Origin of the sequence: Rhodococcus sp. NPDC056960 (assembly GCF_042674125.1) — a bacterium.
GTDB lineage: Bacteria > Actinomycetota > Actinomycetes > Mycobacteriales > Mycobacteriaceae > Rhodococcus_F.
The window spans coordinates 309,520-327,612 of record NZ_JBHURF010000008.1 but is presented as its reverse complement, the minus strand read 5'-3'; the positions used below and the strand labels follow the sequence as shown (position 1 = coordinate 327,612).

General features: G+C 67.7%; 15 protein-coding genes. 6 read left to right on the top strand and 9 right to left on the bottom strand.

All coding sequences use genetic code 11. The annotated features are described in order from the left end of the window. Window positions 1-9 precede the first annotated feature (9 nt). From ACFTWF_RS15485 to ACFTWF_RS15465, 5 genes are all read left to right on the top strand, one after another. The gene (locus ACFTWF_RS15485) at window positions 10-1,548 is read left to right on the top strand and encodes an aldehyde dehydrogenase family protein (protein WP_378462083.1); all 1,539 of its coding nucleotides are present in this window, start codon (window positions 10-12) and stop codon (window positions 1,546-1,548) included. Then, complete coding sequence (locus ACFTWF_RS15480) at window positions 1,545-2,642, top strand: tartrate dehydrogenase (RefSeq protein WP_378462082.1); 1,098 nt, start codon at window positions 1,545-1,547, stop codon at window positions 2,640-2,642. The genes ACFTWF_RS15485 and ACFTWF_RS15480 overlap by 4 nt, the downstream gene beginning before the upstream one ends. Then, window positions 2,639-3,622 (top strand): D-2-hydroxyacid dehydrogenase, encoded by a 984-nt coding sequence (locus ACFTWF_RS15475; RefSeq protein WP_378462081.1) that lies wholly within the window; start codon window positions 2,639-2,641, stop codon window positions 3,620-3,622. The genes ACFTWF_RS15480 and ACFTWF_RS15475 overlap by 4 nt, the downstream gene beginning before the upstream one ends. A 138-nt stretch (window positions 3,623-3,760) precedes the next feature. After that, window positions 3,761-5,254, top strand: a complete 1,494-nt coding sequence (gene aspA, locus ACFTWF_RS15470) for an aspartate ammonia-lyase (protein ID WP_378462080.1) — start codon at window positions 3,761-3,763, stop codon at window positions 5,252-5,254. A gap of 364 nt (window positions 5,255-5,618) precedes the next feature. Further along, window positions 5,619-5,972 carry a hypothetical protein gene (locus ACFTWF_RS15465; RefSeq protein ID WP_378462079.1) on the top strand — a complete coding sequence of 118 codons (354 nt, stop codon included), beginning with the start codon at window positions 5,619-5,621 and terminating at the stop codon, window positions 5,970-5,972. 471 nt (window positions 5,973-6,443) lie between these two features. On the opposite strand, the gene ACFTWF_RS15460 is transcribed toward ACFTWF_RS15465, so the two are convergent. Beyond that, a complete protein-coding gene (locus tag ACFTWF_RS15460) occupies window positions 6,444-9,899 on the bottom strand; it encodes a protein kinase (RefSeq protein WP_378462078.1) in 3,456 nt (1,151 codons plus the stop codon). A 171-nt stretch (window positions 9,900-10,070) separates the two neighbouring features. Between ACFTWF_RS15460 and ACFTWF_RS15455 the strand changes: the two genes are divergently transcribed. Beyond that, complete coding sequence (locus ACFTWF_RS15455) at window positions 10,071-10,310, top strand: hypothetical protein (protein WP_378462077.1); 240 nt, start codon at window positions 10,071-10,073, stop codon at window positions 10,308-10,310. A gap of 15 nt (window positions 10,311-10,325) precedes the next feature. Here the strand turns inward: ACFTWF_RS15455 and ACFTWF_RS15450 are convergent, their stop codons facing one another. The 8 genes from ACFTWF_RS15450 to hypF are packed head-to-tail and all read right to left on the bottom strand — an operon-like array spanning window position 10,326 to window position 18,031. Continuing rightward, window positions 10,326-10,826, bottom strand: coding sequence for a hypothetical protein (locus ACFTWF_RS15450; RefSeq protein ID WP_378462101.1), 501 nt, complete (start codon window positions 10,824-10,826; stop codon window positions 10,326-10,328). Between the two features lie 35 nt (window positions 10,827-10,861). After that, window positions 10,862-11,653 carry a DUF6390 family protein gene (locus tag ACFTWF_RS15445; protein ID WP_378462100.1) on the bottom strand — a complete coding sequence of 264 codons (792 nt, stop codon included), beginning with the start codon at window positions 11,651-11,653 and terminating at the stop codon, window positions 10,862-10,864. 24 nt (window positions 11,654-11,677) lie between these two features. Next, complete coding sequence (hypD, locus tag ACFTWF_RS15440) at window positions 11,678-12,805, bottom strand: hydrogenase formation protein HypD (RefSeq protein WP_378462076.1); 1,128 nt, start codon at window positions 12,803-12,805, stop codon at window positions 11,678-11,680. 25 nt (window positions 12,806-12,830) lie between these two features. Further along, window positions 12,831-13,103: a HypC/HybG/HupF family hydrogenase formation chaperone gene (locus ACFTWF_RS15435; RefSeq protein ID WP_005244643.1), complete on the bottom strand. Its 273-nt coding sequence runs from the start codon at window positions 13,101-13,103 to the stop codon at window positions 12,831-12,833. A 26-nt stretch (window positions 13,104-13,129) separates the two neighbouring features. Beyond that, window positions 13,130-14,230, bottom strand: coding sequence for a hydrogenase expression/formation protein HypE (gene hypE / locus ACFTWF_RS15430; RefSeq protein WP_378462075.1), 1,101 nt, complete (start codon window positions 14,228-14,230; stop codon window positions 13,130-13,132). Beyond that, window positions 14,227-14,919 carry an SIS domain-containing protein gene (locus ACFTWF_RS15425; protein ID WP_378462074.1) on the bottom strand — a complete coding sequence of 231 codons (693 nt, stop codon included), beginning with the start codon at window positions 14,917-14,919 and terminating at the stop codon, window positions 14,227-14,229. The genes hypE and ACFTWF_RS15425 overlap by 4 nt, the downstream gene beginning before the upstream one ends. After that, window positions 14,916-15,680: a hydrogenase assembly protein HupF gene (locus ACFTWF_RS15420; protein ID WP_378462073.1), complete on the bottom strand. Its 765-nt coding sequence runs from the start codon at window positions 15,678-15,680 to the stop codon at window positions 14,916-14,918. Before ACFTWF_RS15420 ends, ACFTWF_RS15425 begins: the two co-directional genes overlap by 4 nt. Window positions 15,681-15,724: 44 nt before the next feature. Further along, a complete protein-coding gene (gene hypF / locus ACFTWF_RS15415; protein WP_378462072.1) occupies window positions 15,725-18,031 on the bottom strand; it encodes a carbamoyltransferase HypF in 2,307 nt (768 codons plus the stop codon). Window positions 18,032-18,093 lie beyond the last annotated feature (62 nt).

Sequence of the window (18,093 nt, the reverse complement as noted above, 5' to 3'; positions counted from 1 at the left end):
CGCAGTCTCATGGTTCCATCCATCAGCGTCGTTGACGCGCGCCCGGAAACAGCCACCGACCGCACCGAGATCGCCGACCTCCCGGGAGGGGCGTACCTCGAGGGACGATGGCAGTCCGCTGACATGACGTTGGAAGTTCGGGATCCTGAGGACGGCTTCCTGCTCGGCCGGGTGTGCGCATCAAGCTCCGACGATGTTCGGCGCGCCATCGCGCACATCCGGCGTCACCTCCTCCTCGAGCCGTGGCCGCTGCGCGCCCGCCGGCAGGCGCTCGAAAAGGCCACCGAACTCCTCGACCAACAACACGCCCGGTTCGCGGCCATCATCGCCGCCGAGGGCAGCAAGACCATCGGCGAAGCCGAACGCGAGGTCCGCCGCTGCATCGAAACCCTGCGGCTGTCCGCCCTCGCCTCCAGCGAGCTGTCCGGATCGACCCTCGACTTCGAGGACAGCCTCGCGGTGGGCCACAAGATCGGCTGGTACACCCGCAAACCGATGGGAATCGTCGCCGCGATCACCCCGTTCAACGACCCCCTCAACCTGGTGGCGCACAAACTGGGGCCGGCGCTGATCGGTGGCAACGGCGTCGTCCTCAAACCGTCGGAGCGCACCCCGCTCAGCGGGCTGGCCCTGGTCCAGCTGCTCCTCGACGCCGGAGTCCCTGCGGGCCGCCTCGCCGCCATCGTCGGGGGCCCCGGGGTCGCCGAAGCGCTCGTGACCGATGAGGACGTCGACCTGATCTCCTTCACCGGCGGTCCCCGCACGGCGCAGCGCATCGCCGCCGCCGCCGGTGCCAAGAAGATCCTCTCCGAGCTCGGCGGCAACAACGCCACTATCGTCTGCGCCGACGCCGACCCGGTCGCCGCGGCCGAGGCGATCGTCGCCGGCGCCTTCGGGGTCGCCGGCCAGAACTGCCTGTCCGTGCAGCGGGTGTACGTGCACACCTCGCTGTTCGACGATGTCGTCGAGCACGTCACCCGCGGCACCCAGGCTCTGCGGACCGGGTCGAAGTTCGACCGCCGCACCGACGTCGGCCCGCTGATCTCCGAGGCCGAGGCCCGGCGCATCGAGGAATGGGTGGACGAGGCCATCGCCTCCGGGGCGTCGCTGCACGCGGGTGGGCAGCGGCGGGGCGCCTTCTACGAACCCACCGTCCTGACCGACGTGCCGGCGCAGTGCCGGGTGATCCGCGAGGAAGTATTCGGTCCCGTGGTCACCCTGCTGCCGTTCACCGAGATCTCCGACGCCGTCCAACGGGCCAACGACTCCGACTACGGACTCCAGGCGGGTGTGTTCACCCAGTCCATCGATCTGGCCCTGGTCATCGCCGAACATCTGCACGTCGGCGCCGTCGTCATCAACGAAACCAGCGACATCCGAATCGATTCCATGCCCTTCGGCGGGTTCAAGAAGTCCGGCGTCGGCCGTGAGGGGGTCCGGCACGCGCTCTACCAGATGACCGAACCCAAGAACACCATCATCAACCTCACAGAATCGGGGGCACCCCAGCAGCTGTTGGGCGGCCTGCCAGAGCGGACCACGTCATGAGCACCCACAACATCGCGGTCATCGCCGGCGACGGCATCGGGAAAGAAGTCGTCCCCGCTGCCATCGCCTGCCTCGAGCGGATCGCGCAGATCCACTGCCTCGACCTCGAGTTCACGTACCTGGACTGGGGATCGGAGTACTACCTCCAGCACGGACGGATGATGCCCGTCGACGGGCTCGAACAACTCGCCGCACACCACGCGATCTTCCTCGGCGCGGTGGGCTCACCCGAGGTCCCGGACACCGAATCACTGTGGGGACTGCTGATCCCCATCCGCCGGGAATTCCAGCAGTACATCAACCTTCGCCCCGTCAAGACCCTCGACGGTGTCACCTCACCCCTGGCCGACAAGCAGCCCATCGATCTGCTCATCGTGAGAGAAAACAACGAAGGCGAATATTCGGAGGTCGGCGGCCGAACCTACCGCGGACTCCCGCACGAGAGCGCGGTACAGGAAACCATCTTCACCCGACTCGGCGTCTCCCGGGTCACCCGCTACGCCGCCGGCCTCGCAGCCTCCCGCCGCGGACACTTGACCTCGGCCACCAAGAGCAACGGCATCGTGCACACAATGCCGTTCTGGGACGAAGTGGTCGAGGAGACCGCACGCCTGTACCCCGAGGTGAACCTCACCAGCGAACTCGTGGACGCCCTCGCCGCGCATCTGGTGCTCCGGCCCTGGACCTACGATGTCATTGTCGCCTCCAACCTGCTCGGGGACATCCTCTCCGACCTGGGCAGCTCGGTCACCGGCTCGATCGGCCTGGCGCCCAGCGCCAACCTGAACCCGGCCGGGGACTTTCCGTCCCTGTTCGAACCGGTGCACGGATCGGCCCCGGACATCGCCGGCAAGGGCCTGGCCAACCCGGTCGGCCAGATCTGGTCGGGGGCGATGATGCTCGAGCACCTCGGGCACCCTTACGCGGCGGCCCACCTGCAGGCCGCGTTCGAGTCGGCCCTGCGCCACGGCCTCGGCACCCGCGACGTCGGCGGCATCTCGTCGACCGCGGAGTTCACGGCCGCGGTCCTGTCCGCCATCGATGCCCTCGCCGCGGATCACCCGGCTGCCGCCGCGGCATCACCGGTGTCATGACCACCGCAACCGACCCCGCCCGGCCCGTCGTCGCGGTCCTCTACCGGGAGGCGCTGCCGCCCCGGTTGACCGAGATCGAGGAGCTGGCGGACGTGCGGCTGACCACAGCCGACGGCCTCGCCGCGGCCCTCGACGGCGCCGACGTGCTGTACCAGTGGCATTCGTTCTCGCCTGCGCTGCAGCAGAACTGGGATGCCGCCGCCACGTTGCAATGGGTGCATGTCTCCGCGGCCGGGGTGAGCCAGCTGATGTTCGACGAGTTGGTCGTCAGCGACATCGTCTACACCAACTCCCGGGGCGTCCTGAGCCGCGCCATCGCCGAGTTCGCCCTCGGATTCGTCCTGGACATGGCCAAGGACACGCAGGCCTCGTTCCGGCTGCAGCAGCAACACCGCTGGCAACACCGCACCAGCCGCAAAATCCAGGGGCAGTCCGCGCTGGTGGTCGGCACCGGCTCCATCGGCCGCGAAATCGCCCGACTCTTCACCGCAGTCGGCATGCACGTCAGCGGTGCCGGCCGCTCCGGCCGGCCCGGCGACGACGACTTCCACCGCATCTACTCCTCAGACGACCTGGTCGACATCGTCGGCGGCTTCGACTACGTCGTGCTGGCCGCTCCGCTGACCGCCGACACCCGAGGATTGGTCGGCGCCCACGTCCTCGCCGCCATGGCACCGACCGCACGCCTGATCAACGTCGGGCGCGGAGAACTCGTCGACACCGATGCCCTGACGAAGGCATTGGCATGGGGTTCGATTGCGGGCGCCGCCCTCGATGTCGTGCACCCCGAGCCGTTGCCCGACAGGCATCCGCTGTGGAGCATGAACAACGTCATCATCACCCCGCACATGAGCGGGGACACCGAGAACTATCTCGATGACCTGAGCCGACTCTTCGTCGACAATCTGCGGCGGTTCTGCACTTCCGAACCACTGGACAACGTCGTGGACAAGACACTCGGGTTCGTTTCCTCCACCTGACGTCGCTCGCTCAGCGGCTCGACGCAGGCGACCCACCCCGATCGTCGCCGCCGCAGCGGCCGCAGGCCTGACGACATCTTCACCCTCACCGTCCCCCCACTCACCCGACACCATCGCGAACTGAGAGCAGTGGCACAGATGACCGCACCATCCCTAGTGGAAGCCAATGGAAGCAGGACCGAGACCGACTTCATGGGTGCCCGAGCGGTCCCGGCCGCCGCCTACTGGGGAATCCAGACGCTGCGCGCGGTCGAGAACTTCGCCATCACCGGCACGACAATCTCCGCGTATCCACTTCTGGTCACCGCCCTCGCGCAGATCAAACACGCCGCAGTACTGGCAAACTTCGACCTCGGTTTGATCGACGAGATCAAAAAGGATGCCATCGGCAAGGCCTGCGAGGACATCGCACAGGGCCGCCTGCTGGACCAATTCGTGGTCGACGTCATCCAGGGCGGCGCCGGCACCTCGACGAACATGAACGCCAACGAGGTCATCGCCAACCGTGCGCTGGAGATCCTCGGATGCGACAAGGGCGAATACTCCATGATTCACCCCAACGGCGATGTGAATATGGGCCAGTCGACCAACGACGTCTACCCCACCGCGATTCGGATCGCGACCATCGGAGGCACCCGAGAACTACTGTCCGCGATGGGTCACCTACGCCTGGCCCTGGCTCGCAAGGCCGCCGAGTTCGACGATGTCGTCAAGGTCGGCAGAACCCAGCTGCAGGACGCCGTCCCCATGACCCTCGGTCAGGAATTCAGCACCTACGCGGTGATGGTCGACGAGGACGAACGCCGAATCCGCGAAGCCCTGGTGCACCTGCACGAGATCAACCTGGGGGCAACCGCGATCGGCACCGGCCTCAACACCCACCGCGACTACGCCGCCGCAGCCTGCACCCACCTGCAGCGAATCACCGGACTGCCGCTGGTGACGGCCGGCAACCTGGTCGAAGCCACCCAGGACTGCGGGGCGTTCGTGCTGTTCTCCGGAATGCTCAAACGCGTCGCGGTGAAGCTGTCGAAAATCTGCAACGACCTGCGCCTGTTGTCCTCCGGCCCCCGCGCGGGTTTCGCCGAGATCAACCTCCCCCCGCGGCAGGCCGGATCGAGCATCATGCCCGGCAAGGTCAACCCGGTCATCCCGGAAGTGGTCAACCAGGTGGCGTTCGAGGTCATCGGCAACGACCTCACCATCACCATGGCCGCCGAGGCCGGACAATTGCAGCTCAACGCCTTCGAACCGATCATCGCGCGCTCACTGTTCGCCAGCCTGGCCTCGCTCACCGCGGCCTGCACCGCACTGGCCGACCACTGCATCGACGGCATCACCGCCAACAAGGACTTCCTGCGTTCCCAGGTCGAAGCGAGCATCGGGGTGGTCACCGTCCTCAACCCGTTGATCGGTTACGACGCGGCAACCTCCATCGCCCGGCAGGCGCTGACCGAGGGACGCGGCGTCACCGAACTGGTGCTCGAAAAAGGGTTGCTCACCACCACGGAGCTCGACGAGATCCTGCGGCCCGAGCGGCTGGCCAACCCGCAAGCGCACACCTTCGAACGCCCGCCCAGCGCGGCTGCGGGGCCGGGCCCTGACACTGTCGGCAAACCCCGTGACCGCTGAGTCGCTACCGCACCTGGCCTTCTGACCCGACACGACCGAGGAAGAGCATTGACCAGACTCCGATCGCCCACCGAACCCGCTCAGGTCCACCACCGCTCCTGAACGCACCCCTGTGCCGGCGGGCGGGTGCCTACCCCCCGCCCGTCGGCTCATTCACCCGCACCTCAGGACGGCTGCACAGCCAGCGGCTCCAGCCCACACACATCTGCAGCCCGACGATCGAGCCGACCTACTCACCCGGCCGGCCTCGGATACAGAACCGCACTGCCGAACAGAGAAACGAATGTCCATACGCAACAAGGGAGCGCACCTGGGGGGGAGCCCGGCTCGCTCGGGCTCCGCGGTACCGAACGGATCCGATCCGGTGGAGGCAGATATCGCCCGTTACCGTCAACGGCGCGAACGACGACGAGATGCCGAACGGCACCGACTGAAACAGCTCAGCAAACACGCAACAGAAGCAGAAGATCTCCTCGCTTTCGCCCGCCTGTGGGCACCGTTCGGTGGTGTGCCTGAGGACGAGACCTTCATCAAGTTCGGGATGCGCCCGTGGCGGTTCGTCGAACGACTCTGGCAGATCATCGCCGAAAGTCCCTGTGAGAAACAGGAAATGGATAGATTCCGGCAGGCCTACCCGCAGCCGGCGGCGGTAGCCGATCCTGACTCCGGCGCCCCCATGCGCGCGGATGGTCGAACGACGCCGGGTCGAGCGCCGTGACCTCCACTGCCACCCGACGGAGAAAATGCTTACCTGTCGCGCAGTCGGACACCACGGACGACATCCTCGATTTCGCTATCCTCTGGGCGCCGATCGGCGGCCCCAGTGCAGAGCAGATTCGCGTGAAATTCAGTCTCGCCGTTGAGGAATACCGACGACGCCTCTGCGAGGTCGTGCGAGCACACCGCCGAACTCAGGGCGGGAAGGGTAATAGGGCATTGCCGGACCGGGTATACGCAGTGTCCGTCCTCGACAGCTTGTTGAGCGAAAACTCGACGTGAGGTGAGGTGAGGTGAGCTGCGACTGGTCCGGCCACTACACAGGGGCGCGCGGGTCGGGTTCGCACCGGCTCCGACGCGCAGGACGTTCCCGAACCCCACCCCCGTCGCGCGGTCCATCGGCGCCGATCGACCGGCCGATGGCCCAGTCGCGGGGACCGCAGCGGCGAGCAGTTCGTCGGTCGAGGCGGGCTCAGATCGTGTGCACTACCTTGGCATCGACCAACCCGGCGAGGAAGTCCGCGGGCACCTCCGGCCATTCAGGTCGCCAGTTCCCGTTCTGCTGGTCGGCGAGCAGATCCGAGAGGGTGGCCGTCACGTACGGTCCGCCGTCGAGGAGGTAGCGAACCGATCCGAGGTGGGCGCACTGGGCGGCAATGGTCGCCAGGAGGGTCTTGGCCTCGTCGGGCCTCCCGGCCGCGGCCAGGCAGGCCACCAGCAGCCGCCTGGCCCGCAGCAGAGCCTGCGGGCGGTGCCGCCCAGTCAGATGGTCGACCCATTCCTGCGCCCACCGGCAGGCGAGCGCCACCTGTTCCGGGTTCTGCTCGATGAGCAGCGTCCGGATAGCCGACGCCTCCTCGTGCTGGACGGTGATGTCGTCGATCACGTCGACGGGGGCCCGACGATCGTCATAGGACACCATCGGCAACACCCCGAACTCCGAGTCGGCGGGAAGGCCCAACCGGATCCGTTCGTTCTCTGCCAGTGCAGCCAGACGCGTCAGCGACAGCTCCCGCGCGATCTGCGCGCCCTCGTGCAGCCGGCGGACCGCGGTGTCCCGGTCGCCGAGCACCGCCTTGACCCGGGCGCCGGAGACGTATCGTGCGATCTTGAAATCGACCGGCCCCCCTTCGGGTCCCAGCTTGTACCCTTCGTCCAGCAGACGTTCGGCTTCGTCGAGCTCCCCCCGGTCGTAGAGCGACTCGCCGAGCAACGAACTCGCCAGGCGAGCGGTGTACGAGTGACTTCCCCCGGACTGCTTGGCCAGCTTCAGGGCCTTGCGGAAGCACTCCTCGGTCGTGTGGAGGTCGAGCAGCAGCCGGGTTGCCAGCCCGGTGAAGCACAATCCGTGGATGGGGTTGAACGAATCCCGGCCGCGGTCGAAATAGGTCGATGCCCAGGCCTGCAGGCGGTTGACCTCGTCGAGGTCGCACCGGTAGGCGGCGGCGAAGGTGGCGAGGTTGGCAGCCTTGCCGGCGACGAAGGGGCGGACGCTGTCCGGTCGGGCCAGGCACGGCGCAATGTGTTCGTCGATGCCCTCGAGGTGGTCGGCGCGCAGCGCGACGAGGGCGCGCACCACGTCGGCCTCGGCGCGCACATCGGCGATCTCATCGGCGCTGAGGCCGGATTCGGCGAGGGTGGATTCCACCAGTGTCAACGCCTGGCTGGTGGCGTCGGCGCGGTGCAGCAAGATGTTCGCCCAGGCCAGGGCGAGTTGCAGTCGGGGGTGAGTTTGCACGATCGCCGGTGGGAGTTTGTCGACCCAGCCGATCAATGTCGACATCTGGGAGTGCGCGAACATGTAGAGTCCGTCGTTCTCGATGATCTCGACCGCCCGCGGCACGTCACCGGCGGCGAGCGCGTGATCGACTGCGTCGCTGACCAATCGATTCTTCGCGAACCAGTCCGAGGCGATGCGATGCAACCGCGCGACTCGATCCGGCTGATCTCGTTCGAGCCGGTGCCGCAGGAACTCGGCGAACATGTGATGGAAGCGGAACCATTGATCGTCGATACGGTTGAGGAACAGATCGCGCTCTTCGACCTCCTCGAGCATCTCCTGTCCGCGTGGCACCCCGGTCAGTGCGGTGGCGAGATCCCCGCAGATTCGGTCGGTAGTCGAGGTGGCCAACAAGAAATCCAGCATCGACGGTTCCAGTGTGTCGAGCACGTTCTCGGCGAGGAACTCGCTGATCGCGTGGTGGCCACCGGTCATGGAACTGATCAATCGGGACGGATCATCGCAACCCTGCAGCGACAACGATGCGAGCTGCAGCGCCGCCACCCAGCCGTCGGTGGAGGTGGTGAGATCCTCGACGTCACTGTGATCGAGGGCCAGCCCTCGTAGCTCGACCAGGAAATGCTCCGACTCGTCGATGTCGAATCGCATCGCGGTGGAGTCGATCTCGACCAGTTCGTCCTGCATCCGCATGCGATTCATCGGCAACCCGCTCTGGCTGCGGCTGGTGATGACAACCTTCAGCGCGGGGCACAGATTTTTCAAGAGGTAGCGCAGCGCCGCTATCGTGGGTTTCTCGGTGACCACGTGCCAGTCGTCGATCACCAGCGTCATCGGTTCGTCGCTCAGATGAATCTCGTTGATCAATGAGGTGAGCACGTAGCGTTCGGACTCGTCCCCCCGCTCCTCGAGCACCTCGGTGAGTTCGGTGGCCAGTGTGGGCCGGACCGCGCGGATGGCCTCGATCAGATGGGACAGGAACCACACCAGGTTGTTGTCGTCGTTGTCGACGGTCAGCCATGCGACGCTGACGCCTTCGGCAGTCAGCAGATCGCACCACTGCGAGGCGAGGGTGCTCTTGCCGAACCCGGTGGGCCCATGGATCACGGTCAGCTTCCGGGACTGCCCGGCGCGCATCGTCTCGATCAACCGGTCCCGTCGTACTAGGGCACGCGCGGGGGTGGGTGGACGGAATCTGGTGGCCGGGGCCGGTGGAGTGAGCGGCGACCGGATCGGATACATACTCCGCAGCGACCCGGTCGTGGACCTGGATGCGCTGCGGCCCTCCGGCGCCGGAATCGGCACCGGTATATCGTCGACCGGCATGCCGTGGCTGCGCTGTACCGCGCGAAGCAACTCGCCGAACTCTGCCGCCGTCGCGGGTCGGTCCCGCGGATCGCGGGACATTGCCTGCTCGAGCACCTCACAGACGTCCGCCGGAAGACCCGAAGCTCGCAGGTCCGGCGTCGGATGCTTGGTGATCCGAAGGAACTGGACGACCAGCTGCTCACCCTTGCGGCGCTCGTAGATCGCATGCCCGGTTCCGGCGCAGAACAGGGTCGACGCCAGGCTGTACACGTCCGAGGTCGCCGCGGACGGCTGGCCCTGCAGAACCTCGGGAGCGGTGTACGCGGGGGACCCGGTGATGACTCCGCTGGTCGTTTCGAAGGCGCCGCTGATGCGGGCGATGCCGAAGTCGGTGAGCTGCGGTTCGCCGTATTCGGTGAGCAGAATGTTCGCAGGTTTGACGTCGCGGTGCAGGATCTCCCGCTGGTGCGCGGTCTCCAAGGCGCCGGCCATCTTCACGCCCAGGTGCAGGGCGTCTCGCCAGCCGATGGGTCCGCTGTGCTGGATCTCGGCATCGAGAGACCCGTGCGGGTGATACTGCATCACAATGTACGGCCGCCCCGAGGTCGTCGCGCCGACCTGAAAGATGCTGACGATGTGGGGGTGTCCGGACAGTTTGCCCATCGCGGCCTGCTCGCGGACGAAGCGCTCGAGGTTGTCCGGCTCGAGGTCGGCGGTGAGGACCTTTACCGCTACGGTTCGCTCCAGAGCGCGCTGTACGCAGCGGTACACGACGCCGAACCCGCCGCGTCCGATTTCCTTCGGATCTTCGAACCCGGCAGCTACCAGTTCAGCCGGTACCCCAGCGTATGCGTCGCGCTGCGTCGCGAGCGGGTCGACCATCGGGGTTGCCTCGGGTGCACCTAGGTGTCACGGCTGCGTGTCGTGACCATCACCCGAGCATAGTCCGACCACATGGGCCCCGGAGCGTGCCAACGACCTCCTGCGCATCAGGCACGGCATGCGGGTGCGGCGCACGATCACCCGGGCGACACGGGCTACCCGGACTTACGGATGCCGTACCAGCACGGCACCCTCGCCTGGGAGGCGTCCCGACACCGCAGGGTCGTCATCGACAGCCTGTTCGCGGACCTGAAGAAGAACCGGATGACAATGCATCGTGGGTCCTTTCGCGGGTTCGGAATCCGCCGCTACGCCCTGCTCTCCGGGTTCACCCTCGCCGCGTTGAACCTGCTGATCCTGCATGACGCGGCCACCCGCCGCGGAATGCTCGATATGGGCGAACACCCCTGAGGCCCGCGACCGGACCTACCGTTTGTCCTTCTTCGCCTGCCGGCGTGCGCCTTCGGCGATGGTGGATGCCTCGTACTTCTTGCGGCCGGAGGATTTCCGGGTGGCGTCGACGCGTGCCTTGCCGGACGACGCGACCTTGCCGTCGCTGTTGCCGATGTCGCTGAAGGAGGGGGAGTCGCTGCGCGCGCGGGCGAGTCGTTCGTCCTTCAGGTCCCGGGCGCTGGCTCGGGCCGCCGTCGCCAACTGGCGGCTCACCCGGCTCAGTGCCGCCTCGAAGACCTCCGCCTTGTCGGCGTTGCGCACGTTGGCTGCCTTCCCGGCCCCGCGCGCACCCTTGTTTTCGACCTTCGCCGCGCCTTCCTGGCGGTACAGCTTGACGTGCTTGTTCCGGGCGCGGCGAATGCGGGTGTGCAGCTTGATCAGCTTGTCCTCGTCGAGATCGGCCATCTGCGACTTCTTGGTCTCACGGATCAGCACGAACTCGTCCTCGGACAGGGAATTGAGAATCTTCTTCATGTCGCTCCGATCCGGCCACAGGCCGTGAGTTGTAGTCATGGTAACGGGGAAACGTTCGCGTCGGTCCGTTTCGGTGAGGTCGGAGTCACCTCCCCGGCAAGTCGCTGATTGGTCTGTGCAAGTTGCCATTCCGTCTGCCTGCGCAGCCTGCCGACCCGATCGGGGTCGAGGCGGTCGCACACGAAATCCCAGTGCACCGCGACGTGGTCGCCGACCGTCAGGCCGGCGACGAAAGCTCCTTCGGGCACGCGGTAGTCGGCCGGGTCGTCCTGCTCGGGCCCGAGGGCCAGTCGGGTACCGTCCCACCGCAGTCGCCGGGACCGGACCACCGCACGATCGTGATCGAGACCGACCACCTCACCCCAGCGGATGCGGCACGAGTCGAGAACCTGCAGTGGCTGAGGCATTCCGGTGTCCAGCAGCCGCGACCACGGATACACCCCGAACACGTGAAAGTTGTGGGTGGGCGCCGCCTCCCCGAGCAGGTCCTCGGTGAGGTGCTTCCAGTACTGGCCGGCCTGCGACGCGAGGCGGGCGAGCAGTTCGGTGCCGAACTCGGCACGGTCGATGCGGTCGGAGAGCTCGTCCGCGATCCAGTAGGCTCGAACGACGCTCTCGTCCAAGGGGTCCGGGATCCCGGCCAGTCGCGCGATCACCTCCTGGTACGGCCACGCGCCGCTGAACTGCTTCGCCAAACCCACCACATCGGTGTCCGGCGCCCCACCGCACGCGACCGCCTGCAGTCGCTCCGAACCGGGAGGTCCGCAGTAGCCCAGGGCGTTCGGGGCGTGCGCGTACTGCGCGAACACGCGGTGCCCCGACGGCATCGTGTGTTCGCGCGGCGTCACCGGTCAGCCTCGCTGACCGAGCAATTGGGCCGTCTCGCGGTGCAACCTGCCGAAGTTGTAGTACGCGGCGCACGCACCCTCCGGCGAGACCATGCACGTGCCGATCGGGGTCTCCGGTGTGCAGGCCGTCCCGAAGACCTTGCACTCCCACGGCTTGATGACGCCCTTGAGGACCTCGCCGCACTGGCAGGCCTTCGGATCCGCGACGCGCACGCCCGGCATCGAGAACTTCTCCTCGGCGTCGAATTCGGCGTAGTCGCGGTGGACCTTGAGCGCACTGTGCGAGATGAAACCGAGCCCGCGCCACTCGAAGTGCGGACGCAGTTCGAACGTCTCGGCCATCAGCTTCAGCGCCTGCACGTTGCCCTCCGCCCGGACCACCCGCTTGTACTGGTTCTCGATCTCGCAACGACCCTCACGGATCTGCTGGAGCAGCATGTGCACCGACGCGAGGATGTCGAGCGGCTCGAAACCGGCGACCACCATCGGCTTCCCGTACACCTCGTTCACGAACCGGTACGGGCGCAGCCCCACCACGGTGGACACGTGGCCGGGACCGAGGAAACCCGACAACCGGAGGTCGGGGGATTCGAGGATCGCCTTGATCGGCGGGACGATCGTGACGTGGTTGCAGAACACGCTGAAGTTCGTCACACCCAGCGCCCGCGCGCGCACCAGCGTCACCGCGGTGGACGGCGCGGTGGTCTCGAACCCGACGGCGAAGAACACCACCTGGCGGTCGGGGTTGTCGAGGGCCACCTTCAGGGCGTCCAGCGGCGAGTACACGAATCGGACATCTGCGCCGCGGGCCTTGGCCTCGATGAGGTTGCCCTTGGACCCGGGCACCCGCATCATGTCGCCGAACGTCGTGAAGATGACGCCGGGCTGCTCCGCGAGCCACATGGCGTCGTCGACGCGCCCCATCGGGATGACGCACACCGGACATCCGGGGCCGTGCACCAACTCCACGGACTCGGGAAGCAGGTGTTCGATGCCGTGCCGGTAGATGGTGTGGGTGTGCCCGCCGCACACCTCCATGAACTTGAACTCGTCGCCGCGGGCCAGTTCGGTGATGGACTTGACCAGGGCGCGCGCCGCCGCCGGGTCCCGGAATTCGTCGACGAACTTCATCCCTGTTACCTCGTTCTTGCTGTAGTCACGCGATTTCGGACGAGTTGAACGCGTCGATCTCGTTCACGTAGTCGGCGCCCATCTTCTGCACCTGATCCAATGTCAGCTGCGCCTCGATCTCGTCGATCTTCGCCATCGCGAAGCCGACGTGCACGAGCACCCAGTCACCGACGACGAGACCTTCTTCGGCGAGCAGTCGCACACTGATCGTTCTCTGGACGCCGTTCACGTCCACCTTCGCCAGATGCTGTTCGGCATCGACGATGTCGACCACCTGACCGGGTATCCCCAGACACATCGTGGTTCTCCTCTCGGGCTGTACCTTCAGCAGATTCGGGGAAGCGGGTCGCCGACGAGCATGTCGACGATCCGGCTGCCGCCGAACGAGGTTCGCAGTGCGACGATGCCCGGCGGCTCGGCCAGGATCTCGCCCACCGCAGCGGCATCGCCTCCCCGCGGATGGGCCCGCAACGCCGCGACGGCGGCGTCCGCCTCCTCCGCCGCGACGACGGCGACGAACTTGCCCTCGTTCGCCACGTACAGCGGGTCGATGCCGAGCATGTCGCACGCGCCCAGCACCTGAGGCTCGACGGGCAGGGAGTGCTCGTCGATGATGACGGCGAGCTGGCAGGCGTGGGCCAGTTCGTTGCACACGGTGCCGACGCCGCCGCGGGTGGCGTCCCGCATCCACCGCGTCGACGGGGCCGCCTCCAGCAACGCCTCCACCAGGGAATTGACCGGGGCCGTGTCGGAGGCGATGTCGGCCTCGATGGCGAGGTCGCCGCGGGCGAGCATGACGGCCATCCCGTGTGCGCCGATGGTCCCCGACAGCAGAACCTTGTCGCCCGCGCGCACGAGGTCGGGCGACAGCCGCCTGCCCTCCGGGATGACACCGACCCCGGCGGTGGAGATGTAGACGCCGTCGGCGGCGCCCTTGCCGACGACCTTGGTGTCGCCGGTGACGATCTGCACCCCCGACAGGACCGCGGCCTCGCTCATGTCGGCGACGATCTCGCGCAGTTCGGCGATCGGGAAACCCTCCTCGATGACGAACGCCGCCGACAACCACCGCGGGCGCGCACCGGACACGGCCAGATCGTTCACGGTGCCGTGCACAGCGAGGTGCCCGATGGAACCGCCCGGAAAGCGCAGCGGCTGAACCACATACGAGTCGGTGGAGAACGCGAGCCGCTCACCCGACGGCATGCTCAGCGCGGCGGCGTCACCGAGTTGCTCGAGCTCGTCGTTGCGGAACGCCTCGACGAACACCGCGTCCACCAGCGCCGCCGACGACTTTCCGCCCGCACCGTGCGCGAGAGTCACCACCTCGTCGAGCAGTCGCGGACGGCGTTGCCGGAACTTGTCGATCCGCTCGAGGACGCGGTCTTCGCGTTCCGCCGACGTGGCCGGTTCCGTCGTGCTCATGAAGCCTCCACAGATTTCGGAGCGATCCGCGACATATGTTCCTGGGCGACCGACCACAGCCGGTACCCGAGCATCGCGTGGCTCTCCTGGATCCGGTGGATGCTCTGCGAGTGGACGGTGTAGCAGAAATCGAGTTCACCGCTCTCGGCCATCGCCGCCATCCGACCGCCCTCGTGCCCGGCGAATCCGATGGTGAGCAGGCCCCGCTGCTTCGCCTCGGTGAGTGCGGTCATCAGATCGTCCGAATTGCCGGACGTCGACAGCGCGATCGCGACGTCCCGGTCCCGCGCGTGGGCGATGATCTGCCGCTTGAAGATCAGATCGAAGCCCACGTCGTTGCCCAGGGCCGTCACCACGGCCTGATCGGCGGCAAGCGACCAGGCGGCCACCGGGCGTCCGCGGGCGGGGCGGCTGAACAGTGTCGCCAGCGTCGCGGCGTCGGTGGAACTGCCGCCGTTGCCGAACGTGTAGAGGCGGCCGCCGCGGCGGAACCGGTCGGCCATCTCGGTGCCGGCTGCGACGAGGCCGTCCCCGTATTCGTCGAGGGACTCCTTCTGCAGGCGCGCGCTCTCGGTGGCCTTCCCCCGCGCGGAGGCGGCGAGATCGTCGAGGAGGCTCTGCGCGTCGGTCTCCTCCGAGTCGATGAACGGGTACAGGAAGCTGGTGCTCTCCGAGTCGTGTGTGGTCATCGGTCCCCCTCCGCGCCCGTGTCGTCGAGAGGCGTGTCGTCGAGTCGGGTGATTGCCGCGCCCGCGTGCACCAGCACGAGGTCGTTCGGCCGGACGTCGCCGAGAACGCTGACGTCCACCCACTCCTCGCCGGCGGCGGTGCGGACCAGGGCCGGACCGAGGGGTTCGGCGGGCTCGATCACCACCTCGCCCAGGCGGCCCTCGTCGCTGCACGTGACGCAGACCGTCTCGTCGCAGTCCGCGGTGTCGGGTTTCAGCAGCCCCGAATGCTCGAAGCAGACGTGGGTGAGTTCCCACAGCAGGTGGTACATGAGGACGAACCGCCCGGTGGCCGGCACCATCGGGTCGTCCGAGTCGACCCAGAGGATGTGATTGGCCGCGCCGGCCGGAGGTCGGGGGCCCGCCCCGATCCACAACGTCATCGCGCCCCACGCCGGTGCCCGGCGCATCGCGTCGACCACCGCGGGCTCGTCCGCCGACGCCACCGCCAGCAGAATGTCGCCGGGTCTGCTCGCCACCCGGGCCTGCGCCACCGGATCCGGTTCGACGAGCGCCACCGACGGCAACGCCCGTTTGCCCATGATCACCGGGTGAACGAACTCCACGGCCACGTGATGGGCGTGCGGTTCCCACTGCGGTGAAATAACCCAGAGCGTCGCACCGTCATGGAATCTTCGGGCCAGGGACAACGCCGCGGCAGCGAGATCCGCAGACAGGTCCGTGTCGACAAGGTGCCCGCCTGCCTCTGCGGTGGTGGTCATCCACTAGCTCCCGTCCCGGGCCGGCCGGTCGGGGGCTGCCGACGTCACGGTCCGCGCATGGTTGCCGCGGCACCGATCACCGCCTGGCCGAGGGAGAGTCCTCCGTCGTTGGGAGGCACCCGGTGGTGGGTGAGGACTCGATAACCGCTGCTCTCCCAGTGTGCTCTCACCAGTGCGAGGAATAAACGGTTTTGGAAGACTCCTCCGGTGAGTCCGACCGTGGTCGCACCGGTGGCGGTGACGGCCCGGTCGACGAGTGCCGCCGTCCCGGCCGCGAGGGCATGGTGGAAGCCCAGTGCGAGCGCCGCCGGCGGGATGCCGTCGCGTAGTCCGGCAACCAGTCCGGACAGCAGGAGGGGCAGACCGAGCCGGTCGTTCTCCACCTCCATTGCCAGTTCGGCGGGGTGCGCGGCGGTCCGGGCGAGCGCCTCGAGTTCGATGGCGGCCTGAGCCTCGTAGGTGATGCGATGCCGCACCCCGAGCAGGGAGGAGACCCCGTCGAACAGGCGGCCGGCGCTCGTCGTCCGGATGCAGCCGACACCCGAGACGAGTTGCGACTCCACCGCCTCACGCTCCTTCGCCGGCATCGCCGCGACGCACGGCAGCCCGTCGACATCGGCGATCCCGCACTCGTGGAGCAGGGCCAGCGCCACCCGCACCGGATTGCGGACGGCGGCGTCACCACCCGGCAGCGAGAAGGGCTGCAGATGACCCACCCGCCGCGAGTCGAGGATGTCCGGGCCGACGAGCAGGAGTTCGCCGCCCCACACGGTGGTGTCGCAGCCGTACCCGGTGCCGTCGAATGCGACGCCGAGCACCGTCGTCCCGACCAGCCCGTGTTCGGCCATCAACGACGCGACGTGCGCGTGGTGATGCTGCACGGTGAGGAGGGGGACGCCGGTTCTCTCGCTGTAGCGCCGGGCCCAGTGATGCGTCGAATAGCCGGGGTGCCGGTCGGCGACCACGGCCTCCGGTGCGATGCCGTGCAGATGCGTCAGCTGCCGCACCGACGTCTCGAAGGCGCGCTGACTCTCCAGGCTGCCCATGTCGCCGAGGTGCGCCGAGCAGAACGCGTAGTCCTGCCGGGTCAGGCAGAAGGTGTTCTTGATCTCGGCGCCCACCGCGAGGATCTCCGGTCCGTGCGCGGGGAGGACCACCGGCAGGGGAGCGAACCCACGAGAACGTCGGATCGGGAGCACCGCCTCGTCCGCCACCGCCAGGACGGAATCCTCGCATGGCACCGCGATGCGGCGGTCGTGCATCAGGAACACGTCGGCGATGTCCCGCAGCCGGTCGCGGGCGTCGTCGTTGTCGAAGCACAGCGGTTCGCCGCTCAGGTTGCCGGACGTCATGACCAGCACCTGCGGCGGGTCGACGTCGCTGCCCGGTGTCCGGGTGAAGAGCAGGTGATGCAGGGGGGTGTACGGGAGCATCACGCCGAGATCGTCGATCCCGGGTGCGATGCTTTCAGCGATCGCCGTGGTATTCCTCTTGCGCAGCAACAGGATCGGCCTGGCCGAATGTTGCAGCAGGGCCCTCTCGGATTCGGAGATGTCGCACAGTTCGGCGGCGACGGGCAGGTTCGCCGTCATCACCGCGAACGGTTTGTCCGGGCGGTGCTTCCGCGCCCGGAGGGTGTCCACCGCGGTCGCGTCGGCGGCATCGCACACGAGGTGGAACCCGCCCAGACCCTTGACCGCCACGATCCTGCCGTCCCGCAGCGCCTGCTGGACCGTCTCGAGGACGGCGTCGTCGCCGTCGATCCGGCGCCCGTCGATCTCGGCGAACAGGTGCGGACCGCAGTCCGGGCAGCACACCGGCTGGGCGTGAAAACGGCGATCCGCGGGGTCGCGGTACTCGGCCAGGCACGCGTCGCACAGCGGGAACTCGGCCATCGTGGTGTTGGGCCGGTCGTAGGGCAGGTCGGTGATCACCGTGAACCGCGGCCCGCAGTTGGTGCAGTTGACGAACGGGTGGCGATACCGGCGGTCGTGCGGATCGGCCAGTTCACGCAGGCAATCGGCGCACGTCGCCACGTCCGGCGACACCAGCGTCCGCGCGCCGGGGGCGTGGCGGCTGTCGATGATCCGGAACGACTCGTCCCCGCGAACCGGGACCGGCTGCGCCGTCGCGTCGACGATCACCGCCATCGGCGGCGCGTCCGTGCGGAGCCTGCGCACGAACTCCGACACGGCGGCCGGCTTGCCCTCGATCTCGATGAACACGCTGACGTCGTCGTTGCCGCAGTGGCCGTGCAGGCCGAGGCCCTCGGCCAGTCGTGCGACGAACGGGCGGAAACCGACGCCCTGCACCACCCCGTGGACCGTGATGCGCGATCGTACGACCGTCATCCTCGGATGATTCCCCCGTCCAGGTGCGGGGCGCAAGAGTCGCGGTCGCGGTTGGCGCTGCC